Annotated in this window: 12 protein-coding genes; 4 read left to right on the top strand and 8 right to left on the bottom strand. The window is 65.8% G+C overall.

What is annotated here, in order from left to right:
- Positions 1–38: 38 nt before the first annotated feature.
- Genes JVX91_RS17920 through JVX91_RS17905 form a run of 4 tightly spaced genes read right to left on the bottom strand, consistent with a single transcriptional unit; the run spans position 39 to position 2,651 of the window.
- Positions 39–1,358 carry a sensor histidine kinase gene (locus tag JVX91_RS17920; RefSeq protein WP_205335538.1) on the bottom strand — a complete coding sequence of 440 codons (1,320 nt, stop codon included), beginning with the start codon at positions 1,356–1,358 and terminating at the stop codon, positions 39–41.
- The gene (locus JVX91_RS17915) at positions 1,355–2,029 is read right to left on the bottom strand and encodes a response regulator transcription factor (RefSeq protein ID WP_205335537.1); all 675 of its coding nucleotides are present in this window, start codon (positions 2,027–2,029) and stop codon (positions 1,355–1,357) included. The genes JVX91_RS17920 and JVX91_RS17915 overlap by 4 nt, the downstream gene beginning before the upstream one ends.
- Entirely contained in the window at positions 2,029–2,343 is a 315-nt protein-coding gene (locus tag JVX91_RS17910; RefSeq protein WP_205335536.1) for a PepSY domain-containing protein, read from the bottom strand. Before JVX91_RS17910 ends, JVX91_RS17915 begins: the two co-directional genes overlap by 1 nt.
- Positions 2,343–2,651, bottom strand: a complete 309-nt coding sequence (locus tag JVX91_RS17905) for a PepSY domain-containing protein (RefSeq protein ID WP_205335535.1) — start codon at positions 2,649–2,651, stop codon at positions 2,343–2,345. Before JVX91_RS17905 ends, JVX91_RS17910 begins: the two co-directional genes overlap by 1 nt.
- Positions 2,652–2,798: 147 nt before the next feature.
- On the opposite strand from JVX91_RS17905, the gene JVX91_RS17900 reads away from it, so the two are divergent.
- Positions 2,799–3,878 carry a patatin-like phospholipase family protein gene (locus JVX91_RS17900; RefSeq protein WP_205335534.1) on the top strand — a complete coding sequence of 360 codons (1,080 nt, stop codon included), beginning with the start codon at positions 2,799–2,801 and terminating at the stop codon, positions 3,876–3,878.
- A 196-nt stretch (positions 3,879–4,074) separates the two neighbouring features.
- On the opposite strand, the gene JVX91_RS17895 is transcribed toward JVX91_RS17900, so the two are convergent.
- Genes JVX91_RS17895 through hmpA form a run of 3 tightly spaced genes read right to left on the bottom strand, consistent with a single transcriptional unit; the run spans position 4,075 to position 6,741 of the window.
- Positions 4,075–5,265, bottom strand: a complete 1,191-nt coding sequence (locus JVX91_RS17895) for an NnrS family protein (RefSeq protein WP_205335533.1) — start codon at positions 5,263–5,265, stop codon at positions 4,075–4,077.
- Positions 5,252–5,509, bottom strand: a complete 258-nt coding sequence (locus tag JVX91_RS17890) for a transmembrane sensor/regulator PpyR (protein WP_205335531.1) — start codon at positions 5,507–5,509, stop codon at positions 5,252–5,254. Before JVX91_RS17890 ends, JVX91_RS17895 begins: the two co-directional genes overlap by 14 nt.
- Positions 5,510–5,559: 50 nt before the next feature.
- A complete protein-coding gene (gene hmpA / locus JVX91_RS17885) occupies positions 5,560–6,741 on the bottom strand; it encodes an NO-inducible flavohemoprotein (protein ID WP_205335530.1) in 1,182 nt (393 codons plus the stop codon).
- A 170-nt stretch (positions 6,742–6,911) separates the two neighbouring features.
- Between hmpA and norR the strand changes: the two genes are divergently transcribed.
- Both norR and queD read left to right on the top strand, forming a co-directional pair.
- Positions 6,912–8,468, top strand: coding sequence for a nitric oxide reductase transcriptional regulator NorR (norR, locus tag JVX91_RS17880; protein ID WP_205335529.1), 1,557 nt, complete (start codon positions 6,912–6,914; stop codon positions 8,466–8,468).
- A gap of 107 nt (positions 8,469–8,575) precedes the next feature.
- Positions 8,576–8,932: a 6-carboxytetrahydropterin synthase QueD gene (gene queD, locus JVX91_RS17875; protein ID WP_017516521.1), complete on the top strand. Its 357-nt coding sequence runs from the start codon at positions 8,576–8,578 to the stop codon at positions 8,930–8,932.
- 63 nt (positions 8,933–8,995) lie between these two features.
- Here queD and JVX91_RS17870 read toward each other — a convergent pair whose 3' ends face one another.
- The gene (locus JVX91_RS17870) at positions 8,996–11,356 is read right to left on the bottom strand and encodes a DNA polymerase II (protein WP_205335528.1); all 2,361 of its coding nucleotides are present in this window, start codon (positions 11,354–11,356) and stop codon (positions 8,996–8,998) included.
- A gap of 151 nt (positions 11,357–11,507) precedes the next feature.
- Here JVX91_RS17870 and JVX91_RS17865 point away from each other — a divergent pair, with 151 nt between their 5' ends.
- Positions 11,508–12,659, top strand: coding sequence for a murein transglycosylase A (locus JVX91_RS17865; protein ID WP_205335527.1), 1,152 nt, complete (start codon positions 11,508–11,510; stop codon positions 12,657–12,659).
- The last annotated feature ends 81 nt before the right edge of the window (positions 12,660–12,740 follow it).

Raw genomic sequence — 12,740 nt, 5'->3', positions numbered from 1 at the left:
CGCATCGGTGCAGGCCGCTCCTGCACAGCCAACCCGACTCACGCCGCTCGGCGCGGCAACTCGACGACTACGCGCAACCCACCCAACTCACTGCCTTCGAGATGCAGGCTTCCGCCGCACGCCGCCGCGATATCCCGTGCGATGCCCAGCCCCAGGCCATGCCCGGCGACCTGCTCGTCCAGCCGCGTGCCACGTTCCAGCACACTGTCGCGCTGGTTTTCGGGAATGCCGGGGCCGTCGTCGTCGACGCTCAGCCGATACGCATCGGCGCCCTTCTCCACCGTCAGGCGAACCTGTGAATCCGCCCACTTGCAGGCGTTGTCCAGCAGATTGCCGAGCATCTCCAGCAGGTCCTCCCGGTCATACGGCAAGCGCGTGGCGGGCGGCGCCTGCCAGCCGATGGCGAGGTGATCGCCATGGATGAGCTTGAGCATGTCGCACAGGCTGGGCAACTCGGCATCACAGTCGAAGTGCGCGCCGGGTAATGCCTCGCCCACCAACCGCGCACGCCCCAGTTCGCGGGCCAGGCGCTGTTCGATCTGCTCCAGCTGCTCCTGCAGCACTCGCCGCAGCTCCGGGTGATCACGCAGCTCTTCGCGGTCGGCAAGGCTGATGAGCACCGCAAGCGGAGTCTTCAGAGCATGGCCCAGGTTGCCCAGCGCATTGCGCGAGCGGCGCAGGGTATCCTCGGTGTGCTGCAGCAGGTGGTTGGTCTGTTCCACCAACGGCTCCAGCTCACGGGGCACCTGGCTGTCCAACTGGCTGCGCTGACCTTCCTGCAACTGTGCAATCTGCTGGCGTATCCGCTCCAGCGGGCGCAGCGCACGGCGCACGGTAAAGCCCTGGAAGACCAGGATCAGCAGCAACGCCAGGGTTCCGGCGCCCAGGCCGATGTTGCGCAGACGATTGAAGCTCTTCAGGACGGGCGTGTAGTCCTGGGCGACGACGATGCTGATTTTCTTGCCGTAACGCTTGTAGTCGCCACGATAGACCAGCAGCCGCTGGCCTTCGGGGCCTTTCTCCAGCGACTTGGCCAGTCCCTTGTGCGAAGGCAGCTCCAGTTCGTTGTCCCACAGCGATCGCGAACGCCAGGTCTGCTCATCGAAGCGGATGACGAAGTAGCGTCCGGAGAACAGCCGCTCATAGGCCGCATCGACCCGCTCGCCGTCGAGCTGCAACCCCGCGGGGCCACGGGTGATACCCACCAGCAGGCTTTCCGCTTCGTCCTGCAAGCCGTTCACCAGATAGCGGCGCAAGCCCTGGTCGAACAGCCAGAGGCCCGCCTGGGCCAGCACGAGACCGACCACCACCAGTACCACGCCAAGCCCGAGACCGAGCCGACGCTGGATCGACATCAATTCGCGGCACCGTTGCCGGTGAAGCGGTAACCCTGGCCACGGCGGGTCTCGATGATCTCGCGGCCCAATTTGCGGCGCAGATGGTTGATGTGGACTTCGATGACGTTGGAGTCGCGCTCGGTCTCGCCGTCGTACAGGTGCTCCGCCAGGTGCGATTTCGACAGCAACTGGCCGGGATGCAGCATGAAGTAGCGCAGCAGTCGGAATTCGGCGGAAGTCAGGTCGACCTCCTTGCCGCCCTGCTGCACGCATTGGCGCGACTCGTCCAGGCTCAGCCCGGCCACTTCCAGCTGACTCTGGTTGGCCAGCCCGCGAGCACGGCGCAGCAGCGCCTGGATGCGCAGCAACAGCTCTTCCGGATGGAAGGGTTTGGTCAGGTAATCGTCGGCGCCGGCCTTCAGGCCGTCGATGCGCTCGGCCCAGGAGCCGCGCGCAGTGAGGATCAGCACAGGGGTTGCCAGGCCCATGCCGCGCCATTCCTGCAGCACTTCCAGCCCCGGGCGCCCCGGCAGGCCGAGGTCGAGGATGACCAGGTCGTAGGGTTCGCTGGCGCCCTGCACGGCCGCGTCGCGACCGTCGGCCAGCCAGTCCACGGCGTAGCCCTGGCGGGTCAGGGTGACGAGCAGTTCATCGGCCAGGGGTACATGATCTTCCACCAGCAACAGGCGCATCAGTCGTCTTCCTTATCCTTGAGGATGCGGCCATCGCGGGCATCCAGTTCCAGTTCGCGCACCACGCCGTCGACGGTCAGCAGTTCCACTTCATAAATGTAGTTGCCGTGCTCCTTCTCCAGCTCGGCCTCGAGCAGGCGCGAGCCGGGATAGCGGTTCAGCGCGGCGGGAAGGATTTCCTCGAAGGGGCGGATCACCCCTTCGCGGCTCAGGCGCAAGGCTTCATCCTGGCTCAGGTCATGGGCCTGCGCGGTCCCGGCCATGGCCAGCAGCGCCAGGCCAAGCAGCGCCGCGCGGGGTAGAACGGTCTTCATCAGTCATCCTGGTGATCGGTGAGGACTTCGCCGGTGACCGCATCCAGTTCGACATCCCACTTCACGCCCTGGGCGTCCTTGATGTCGACCTTGTACAGATAGCGGCCATGCTCCAGCTCGAGCTCGCTATCGTACACCGAACCGCCCTGGTGCTTCGCCAGGGCCGTGCGGTTGAGATCCTCGAAGTTGCGGATGGTGCCCGCATCGCGCAGGCGCAACGCCTCGTCAGGACCGATATCGTGAGCCGTGGCGACGCCGGCGCCCAGCAGCAATGCGGAGAACGTGGTCAGGATCGGCAGCCATTTCATGAACGTACCTCATCAGAATTTCACTGCTGTCAGACTAAGGCGAAGGACTTAACTCAAGCTGAATCGGCAAAGATCATTCACCCCATGAAGTATCCTTGCTCCCGGCATACAGGCTCTATAATCGCGGCCTGCCACAGCGAGGCCCGCATGACCGCCATCCAGATCAAGACCCCCGCCCTCACGCTCAAGGCCGGTAGCCGAGCGCTCCAGCGCATCCGCGAACAGGGACTCTCTCCCGCCGATGTAGGGATACTTCCCGGCGCCGCCGGCGGTCCGAAGGCACTGGGCATCCAGGGGCTGGACCTCGCGCTGTTCGGCGAATGGCTGCCGCGCGCACCGCGTGAACGCTCGCTGATCGGCGCCTCCATCGGTTCCTGGCGTTTCGCCAGCGCTTGCCTGCCTGATCCCGCCGAAGGCATCCGCCGCCTCGGCGAGCTCTACACCCAGCAGCGTTTCGCCCGCAACGCGAGCATCAGTGATGTCTCGAGAAGCTGCGCGAAGATGCTCGACGACCTGCTCGATGGCCGCGACGCCAGCGTGCTGGACAACCCCTGGTATCGCCTCAACGTGGTAGTGGTGAAGAGCCACGGCCGCCTGGCGCAGGACGGCAAGGCCAACCTCGGCCTGGGCCTGGGCGCGGTGATCCGCGACAACCTGGTAGGCCGCCGCCACCTGCACCGGCATTTCGAACGGCTGATCATCCACGATTCGCGCCGTGCGCCGCCGCTGGGGCCGCTGTCGGATTTCCCCTCGCGCTACCTGCACCTGGACCTGGCCAACCTGCGCCACGCCCTGCTCGCCTCCGGCTCCATCCCCATGGTCATGGAAGGCGTGCGCGACATTCCCGGCGCCGGCCCCGGCACCTACCGCGACGGCGGGCTGCTGGACTATCACCTCGACCTGCCCTACCAGCCTGAAGGCGTGGTGCTTTACCCGCACTTCACCGACAAGGTCATTCCCGGCTGGTTCGACAAGGGCCTGCCCTGGCGCCGTGGTGATGCCGGACGCCTGCAGGACGTACTGCTGCTCGCCCCATCGAAGGAATACCTGGCGCGCCTGCCGCACAACAAGCTGCCGGACCGCAAGGATTTCCACCGCTACCTGGGCGACGACGCGGGGCGCGAGCGTTACTGGCACAAGGCAATGGACGAAAGCCGGCGGATGGGCGACGAGTTCCTCGAACTGGCGGACAACGGCAAGCTGGGCGAGCGCCTGCTGCCGCTCTAGGCGCCGCTCGCCAGCGAGCTCGCCTGAAGCTCCACGACGCCACCCCCGCTCCCGTAGGAGCGGATCTTATCCGCGATCCGGCCGGCAGGCCGGTGTGATGTCCCGGCCGTGTAGGGATTTCGCGGAGAAGCTCCGCTCCTACCAAGAGCCTCCCGGCTGGCTCTCTGTTCAGGCGGCAATGGCAGATTCGGCGACCTTATCCCGGCTGTCCATCCACCCGCGGCGTCCAGAACATCGGGCCGTAGTGCCAGGCGAACAGCAGGAAGGCGACCACCCAGCACGCCGCCGCGATGCTCAGGCCTTCCAGCGGCCACCAGATCACCAGCAGCACCCGTGCGACCACGCCCAGGTTGAGCAGAGCGAATGCCCAGGCCATCGCCTTCGGCGGTTGCAGCGGGCGACCGGTGTGGCCGAGGCTCACGCGGGCGATCATCGCCAGGATCAGGCCGCCCACTCCACCCACGGTAAGGGCATGGATCGCCAGGCTCACGTTGAAGGTCGGCGAAAAGTGCCACAACGCCATGCCCGCCGGTGCCAGCAGCATCCACAGATAGGCCAGGTGCAGCGACCAGAGCAGCGGGACGCCCCAGATGCCCTTGTCGTACCAGCGCCACAGGCGGATCAGATGCCCCATAGCCAGCGCCGCGAACAGCGCGCCGAGCAGCGGATGCGCCGTCAGGCCGAAACCGATCGCCGTCAGCACCGCCACCAGCATGGTGCCGCCAAGCAGGGCATTGTCCAGCCAGTTCCAGGCCGGCACCTGGGCGGTGCGGCCCAGCCCACGCTGGGTGAAGAAGGGAATCACACGGCCGCCGATCAGCCCCATCAGCGCCGCCACCAGCCACAGTGCACCCAGTGCACCACCTCGCTGCCAGGCATCGTTCCCCGTCCAGATACCAGCCATCACCAGCGCATCGGCGAGTGTCAGCAGGCTCAGTACCGCGATGATCGGGTAGTTACGCTTCTGACGGACTTGCCAGAGGCTGCGACCAATGAAGAAAGCCAGTGCCGGCATGAATGCCAGCTCCAGCACGGTGACCAGCCACAGTGGTGCACCAACGAGCCAGCCAATGCGCGCCGCCAGCCAGACCAGCGACAGCACCATCAGCGGCTTGCCGCTGACGCCGGGCCGTCCAGTCCAGGTCTGCACCGCGGTCAGCAGGAAGCCGGCGATGATCGCGGCCGCGAAGCCGAAAAGCATTTCGTGACGATGCCAGGCGAGCCAGCCGCCCAGCGGCTGCCAGGCCGGCAATACGCCGAGCAGCACCGCCGCCCAGGCAGCGATGCCAATCAGCGCGAACACCGCACCACCGAGGAAGAACGGGCGGAAGCCCAGGCGCCACAGTGGCGGAATGGTCAACAGGGCTTTTCGATCAACCAGTAACACAGCAGGCCTCCCATCCGTCCTTGCGCATCTGGTGCTGGGCAATGAGCCGAAGCACATAGCCCAGTTTCAATAATGTCGGGCCCAGGATGGTGAAGGCATGCGCTGCGACAACGCTTTGCAGGTTCAGATAGCCATCGACGAAATAGGCTCCCACGATTCCCAGCAGCAGAAGCACGAGCCCGCCGGTCAGCAGTGACCAGGACATCGACAGATTGCGTTGCGGGCAGGCGAAAAGACTTTCCATCACACACCTCCTCGGGTTGCGCCGGCCCGCCATCGGACCGGCGCTCAGGTTCAGGCCTCCAGCGCGCTGGCCGGGCCGAAGAACTCGTAGTGGGACTGTTGCTCGGGTACGCCGATCTCGCGCAGGTGACGCTTCACCTGGGCCATGAACGGTTTGGGCCCGAGGAAGTAAGCGTCCAGGTCACGGTCTTCCGGCAGCCAATCGGCAAGCAGCTCGCGGCTGAGGAAGCCTTCGGCATGGGAAGTATCCTGGGCGCGCGGCTCGCTGTAGCAGACGTAGTGCTTGAGCTGCGGATGCGCATCGGACTGCGCCTCGACCCACTCGCGGAACGCGTGTACGCCGCCATGGCGGGCACAATGGATGAAATGCACTTCCCGGCCCGACTCCAGCGCCGGCTTGAGCATGGCCAGGGCCGGGGTGATGCCGACGCCAGCGGTGATCAAGGCCAGCGGCTTGTCGCCGTCGCGCAGGACGAAGTCGCCCGCCGGTGGGAACAGGTCCAGTTCATCACCTGCATTCAGACGGTCATGCAGATAGTTGGACGCCTTGCCTTCAGGCTCGCGCTTCACGCTGATGCGGTATTCACGGCCATTGGGCGCGTCGGACAGCGAATAGGTGCGACGTACTTCCTCGCCATCGATGTCCAGCGAGAGGCCGATGTACTGGCCCGGCTGGAAATCCAGCAACGGCGCGCCATCCAGCGGCTGGAAGTAGAACGAGGTGATCTCCTCGCTCTCGGTCTCCTTGCGGGCGACGCGGAAGCGCCGGGCGCCACGCCAGCCACCATGCTGCTCGGCATTCTGCTGATACACCGACTCCTCGGCGCCGATCAGGATGTCGGCCAGTTGGCCATAGGCGGCGGCCCAGGCATCGATCACTTGCGGGGTAGCGATTTCCTCGCCCAGCACTTCACGGATCGCGCGCAGCAGGCAGGTACCGACGATCGGGTAGTGCTGCGGCTGGATCTGCAGAGCAACGTGCTTGTTGACGATCTTCGCCACCAGCGGGCCGAGCTGTTCCAGCTCATCGATGTGGCGCGCGTACATCAGCACGCCGTTGGCCAGCGCACGGGGCTGGTCGCCCGAGGCCTGATGGGCCTGGTTGAACAGCGGACGAACTTCCGGGTACTCGCTGAGCATCATCTTGTAGAAATGCTGGGTCAGGGTCTCTCCGCCGGTCTCCAGCAGCGGGACGGTGGCCTTGACCAGGGTACGGTGTTCGTTGGACAGCATGTGGATCTCCTCGGGTTGACCAGACAGCGAGTGGTCTGTCTGTACTTTCTGTCAGATGTATTTCAGGAAGCGTGCCAACCCTACAGCCCAGTATTGGCGGGCCTTTTGTCTTTTATTGAGTCATAATGACTGCAACCATTCCGAGTCTAAAAGACTTCAAAGAGGTCAAAATGACCCGAAACCCCTTGCTGGCCACCCTTCTCCCGCTGGTCGCCGATCTCTCCCGCGAACTGCCCGAAAGCGAACGCTATCGTCGCTTGCTGGAAGCGCTTCGCGGCCTGCTGCCATGCGATGCCACCGCCCTGCTGCGCCTTGAAGGCGATCAGTTGGTGCCGTTGGCCGTCGACGGGCTCAGCCCGGACACCCTGGGTCGGCGCTTCAAGATCAGCGAACACCCGCGCCTGAGTGCCCTGCTCGAACGCCCCGGACCGACCCACTTCGCCGCCGACTGCGGCCTGCCCGATCCCTACGACGGCCTGGTGGAAGGCCTGCATGGCCATCTGGAAGTCCACGACTGCCTGGGCTGCCCGCTGTTCCTCGACGAACAGCCCTGGGGACTGCTGACCTTGGACGCGCTGGACCCCGCCCGATTCTCCAGCGGTGACCTCGACAACCTGGAAGCCTTCGCCAGCCTGGCCGCCGCCACGGTCAAGGCAAGCCAGCGCATGCTCGACCTGGCCGAACTGGCCGCCCATGAACAACAACGCGCCGACGCCTACCAGCGCGCCTCGGGCGAACAGCCCCGCGAACTGGTGGGCCAGAGCAAGGCGCACCAGGGGCTGATGGACGAGATCCAACTGGTCGCCGGCAGCGACCTCAGCGTGCTGATCACCGGCGAGACCGGCGTCGGCAAGGAACTGGTCGCCCAGTCCATCCATGCTCATTCGCTGCGCCGCGGGGAGCCGTTGATCAGCCTCAACTGCGCCGCGCTGCCGGAAACCCTGGTGGAAAGCGAGCTGTTCGGCCACGTGCGCGGCGCCTTCTCCGGCGCGATAGGCGAACGCCGGGGCAAGTTCGAGCTGGCCGATGGCGGCACCCTGTTCCTTGACGAAGTGGGCGAACTGCCCCTGGCGATCCAGGCCAAACTGTTGCGGGTACTGCAGAGCGGCCAGTTGCAACGTCTGGGCTCGGATCGCGAGCATCACGTAGATGTGCGGCTGATCGCGGCCACCAACCGCGACCTCGCCGAGGAAGTGCGCGCCGGGCGCTTCCGCGCCGATCTCTATCATCGGCTGAGCGTCTACCCGCTGCGCGTGCCGCCGCTGCGCGAGCGCGGCAACGACGTCCTGTTGCTGGCCGGCTATTTCCTCGAACAGAACCGCCCGCGCCTGGGCCTGCGCAGCCTGCGCCTGACCCGCGAAGCCCAGGCCGCGCTGTTGGACTATGCCTGGCCGGGCAATGTGCGCGAACTCGAGCACCTGATCGGTCGTGCCTCGCTCAAGGCCTTGGCCAATCAGTCGCAGCGCTCGCGCATCCTCAGCCTCGCAGCCGACGACCTGGCGCTGACCGGCTTCGCCAGCCCTTCGCAGGACCAGGCGTCGGACAGTTCCCGGGAAACGGAAGCCGCGCCCGCTGGCGAACTGCGCCCGGCAGTGGACGCATTCCAGCGCAGGATGATCAGCCAGAGCCTGGAGCGCCACGACGGCAACTGGGCCGCGGTGGCCCGCGAAATGGGCCTGGACCGCGCCAACCTGAACCGCCTGGCGAGGCGCCTGGCGATCAAGTGAACCGCTGGCCGGGAGGGCCGGTCCGGGCGGCGCGTTGGTGATAGACTATGCGCCCATTTTCCGGCCGGCCCGTTTCCGGGCCGGCGATCGTCACAGAGCGCAGCACCTTGGAACTGTTCAAAGAATTCACCTTCGAATCCGCCCACCGCCTGCCCCACGTCCCCGCCGGACACCAGTGCGGCCGCCTGCATGGCCACTCGTTCCGGGCGGCCATCTACATCGAAGGTGAAGTCGATCCGCACACCGGCTGGATCCGCGATTTCGCCGAGATCAAGCAGATCTTCAAGCCGATCTACGACCAGCTCGACCACAACTACCTGAACGACATTCCCGGCCTGGAGAATCCCACCAGCGAGAACCTCTGCCGCTGGATCTGGCAACAGCTCAAGCCGCTGCTGCCGGAACTGTCCAAGGTGCGCGTGCACGAAACCTGCACCAGTGGCTGCGAATACCGCGGCGACTGATGCGCTCCAAGCCATGAAAAAGGCCGGCAAATGCCGGCCTTTTTCATGTCAGCGTTCCAGGTTTCAGAAGAGCCCCATCTGCTTGTCGATCAGCGCGCTGAAATCGTCCTCCACGAACGGCAGGATCGCGTCGGCAATCGGCTGTAGCTGCCGGCTGACATAATGGTCGTAGTCGATCGGCGAGCTGAGCGTCTCCAGCGGTTCCGGGCCATTGACCGTGATCACGTAGCTGATCCAGCCACCACGCTGGTACTGGCGCGGTCGACCCTGGCGTTCGTTGTAGTCGTCGGCGATCCGCGCGGCGCGTACATGGGGCGGCACGTTGCGCTCGTAGTCGCCCAGTTGGCGGCGCAGGCGCTTGCGGAAAACCAGCAGATCGTCCTGCGCGCCAGCGAGGGTGCGATTCACGTAGTCGCGGACGTAATCGCGGTACGGCTGACGCTGGAAGATGCGCAGGTAGAGCTCCTGCTGGAACTGCTGGGCCAGCGGCGACCAGTCGGTGCGTACGGTCTCCAGGCCCTTGAAGACCATTTCGTCGCTGCCGTCGGGGCGTCGCACCAGGCCCGCATAGCGCTTCTTGCTGCCCTCCTCGGCGCCGCGGATCGTCGGCATCAGGAAGCGCCGGAAGTGTCGTTCGAACTGGATCTCCAGCGCGCTCTCCAGTCCGTATTCCTCGCGCAGGTGCTCGACCCACCACTGGTTGACGTGAAGCACCAACGCACGACCGATCTCGGCGGCCTCTTCCTCGCCATGGGCCCGGCCGAGCCAGACGAAGGTGGAATCGGTGTCGCCATAGATCACCTTGTGCCCTTGCCCTTCGATCAGCTCGCGGGTGCGGCGCATGATCTCGTGGCCGCGCATGGTGATGGACGACGCCAGGCGCGGATCGAAGAAGCGGCAGCCGCTGGAGCCAAGCACGCCGTAGAAGGCATTCATGATGATTTTCAGCGCCTGGGACAGCGGCGCGTTGCCGTCGCGCTTGGCGGCGTCGCGCCCCTGCCAGACGCGCTCGACGATGGCCGGCAGGCAATGCCGGGTGCGGGAGAAACGCCCGCCGCGGAAGCCCGGAATCGAGGCCTCGTCCGACGGATCGCTGAGCCCCTCCACCAGCCCGACCGGGTCGATCAGGAAGGTGCGGATGATCGACGGATACAGGCTCTTGTAGTCCAGCACCAGCACCGACTCGTAAAGCCCTGGCCGAGAATCCATGACGAAACCGCCGGGACTGGCCTCCGGCGCCTTGCCGCCCAGATTGGGCGCCACGTAGCCCAGCCGGTGCATCGCCGGCAGGTAAAGGTGGGTGAAGGCGGCCACCGAACCACCGCTGCGGTCCGCCGGCAAGCCGGTGACGCTGGCGCGCTCGAGGAGGAAGTCGAGGATGCGGGTCTTCTCGAAGATGCGCGTGACCAGCTCGCAGTCCTTGAGGTTGTATTTCGCCAGGGCGGGCTTGTCCTCGGCGAAGCGGCGGTCGATCTCGGCCATGCGGTCGTAGGGGTTGTCGATGGACTTGCCCTCGCCAAGCAGGCTCTGCGAGACGCTTTCCAGGCTGAACGAAGGGAAACTCCAGAATGCCGAGCGCAACGCTTCGATGCCGTCGATGATCAGCCGGCCGGCGGCCGCGGCGAAGTAATGCTTCGAGGACGCATGCTGGCGCCAGCCCATCTCGTCGCCGCCACGGCCCAGGCGCAGCGGGATATCCAGGCGCTTGGCGTGCTCCTGAAGCACCCGCAGGTCGAACTGCACCAGGTTCCAACCGATGATAGCGTCCGGGTCGTGCTCGGCCAGCCACTGGTTCAGGCGCTCCAGCAGCTCGGCGCGACTGGCGCAGTATTCCAGGTCGAAATCACGCTCGCCGTCGACGCCATTGGCGGGGCCGAGCATGTAGACCTGGCGCTGGCCGCAGCCTTCCAGGGCGATGGAATAGAGATCGCCATGGATATTGGTCTCGATGTCCAGCGAGGCCAACCTCAGCTTGGGTCGATACTCGGGCGTGGGGCGCAACTGCGCGACAACCAGACGGCCGTCATCACCCGGCTCGCCGCTGAACGCCACCGGCGCGGTGATGAAGCGCTCCATCAGATAGCGCTCGGGCGGGCGGATGTCCGCCTCGAGCACCTCGACGCCCGCTTCGCGCAGGCGCTTTTCCAGGTTCATCAACTGGCGATGCTGCGGGCAGTACAGGCCCAGCACCGGACGCAGCTGGAAGTCGCGCAAGTCCAGCGGACGCAGTTCCGCGCCACGCTCGCCGGCCAGGAGCTTCTCGGCGCGGGCGCGCTGCTCCGCCGGCACGAAGGCCACCGACGTCTGTGGCGGTAGCACGACGTGTCGCGGCCCCTCGTCCGTGGCCAGCCAGAAGCCCACCTCGGTGCCTTCGGGCGTATCCCGCCAATGTCGGGTCAGGACGAAACCCTGCCGTACCTCCACGCTCTAACCACCCGTCTGTCGAATCAGAACGTCATTCTACCGGTCCGCCCGCGGATTCGTTGCAAGGCGTGTAAATCCGACCGATGCGTTTGACGCACGCCCCGCGTCTGCCCAAGCTAGCGGGCTTTCGTTTGCCTGCCAGGACTCGCCCGTGACCGATTCGTCCCGCCACTGGACCCGCCCTCTCCTCGCCACCCTGTGTTTCACCACCCTGCTTTCGGGCTGTGGCCTGTTCGGCAAAAAGCCCGAAGAGGCCCAGGCGCCCACCTATTCCAAGGTCGACTGGTCGGACCTGCCCCAGACTGCCGACACCGACGTGCTGCAAGGCTTCAGTGCCTGGCGCTCGGCCTGCGCGGTACGCCTGAAGAAAGATGACATCTGGGCTTCGACCTGCGCCGAAGCTGCGAGCGTGCCGGCTTCCGCCCCGGCGATCCGCCAGTTCATGCAGGCCCAGCTGCAGCCCTACCAGCTGCGTTCCGGCGAAGGCAGCAGGAACGGTCTGATCACCGGCTACTACGAACCCGTCTACCGCGGCAGCCTGCAACGCGACGCCAAGCACAGCGTGCCCGTGTATGGCGTGCCCAAAGACCTGATCACCGTCGCGCTGGACAGCGTCTACCCCGAACTCAAGGGCAAGCGCCTGCGCGGCAAGCTCGAAGGCAACACCCTGGTGCCCTACGCCGACGCTGCCGGCATCCGCCGCGATGGCGTGAATGCGCCGGTACTGGCCTGGCTGCCCGATCAGATGGATCTGCAATTCCTGCAGATCCAGGGTTCGGGCCGGGTGCAGTTGAGCTCCGGCCGCCAGCTGCGCCTGGGCTACGCCGACCAGAACGGTCGCCCCTACAAGCCCGTTGGCCGCTGGCTGGTGGAACAGGGTGAGCTGAGCAAGGAAGAAGTCAGCATGGCGCGCATCCGCGACTGGGCCCGCGCCCACCCGCAGCGCGTCGACGAACTGTTGGCGAGCAACCCCAGCTATGTCTTCTTCAGCCAGCGTCCGGACAGCAACGAGGGCCCGCGCGGCTCGCTCAACGTGCCGCTGACTCCCGGCTACAGCGTGGCCATCGACCGCAAGGTGATTCCGCTGGGCAGCCTGATGTGGCTGTCCACCACCCGCCCGGATGGGACTTCGGTGGTACGCCCGGTCGCGGCGCAGGACACCGGCGGCGCCATCGTCGGCGAAGTGCGCGCGGACCTGTTCTGGGGCACCGGCGATGCCGCCGGCGAACTGGCCGGGCACATGAAGCAGGACGGCCAGCTGTGGCTGTTGTGGCCAAAGAACAAGACCCTACCGGGGGCGTAAGTTTTCCGCAGGACGGAATACCTATTTCAGACAGAGTAAATTCCTACTCATCCTACAGAGCTCCCTGAACTCCAGGCGCCA

Source organism: Pseudomonas sp. PDNC002 (genome assembly GCF_016919445.1).
Classification (GTDB): domain Bacteria; phylum Pseudomonadota; class Gammaproteobacteria; order Pseudomonadales; family Pseudomonadaceae; genus Pseudomonas.
The sequence above is the reverse complement of the archived record's forward strand: the minus strand, read 5'-3'. Positions and strand labels throughout refer to the sequence as shown.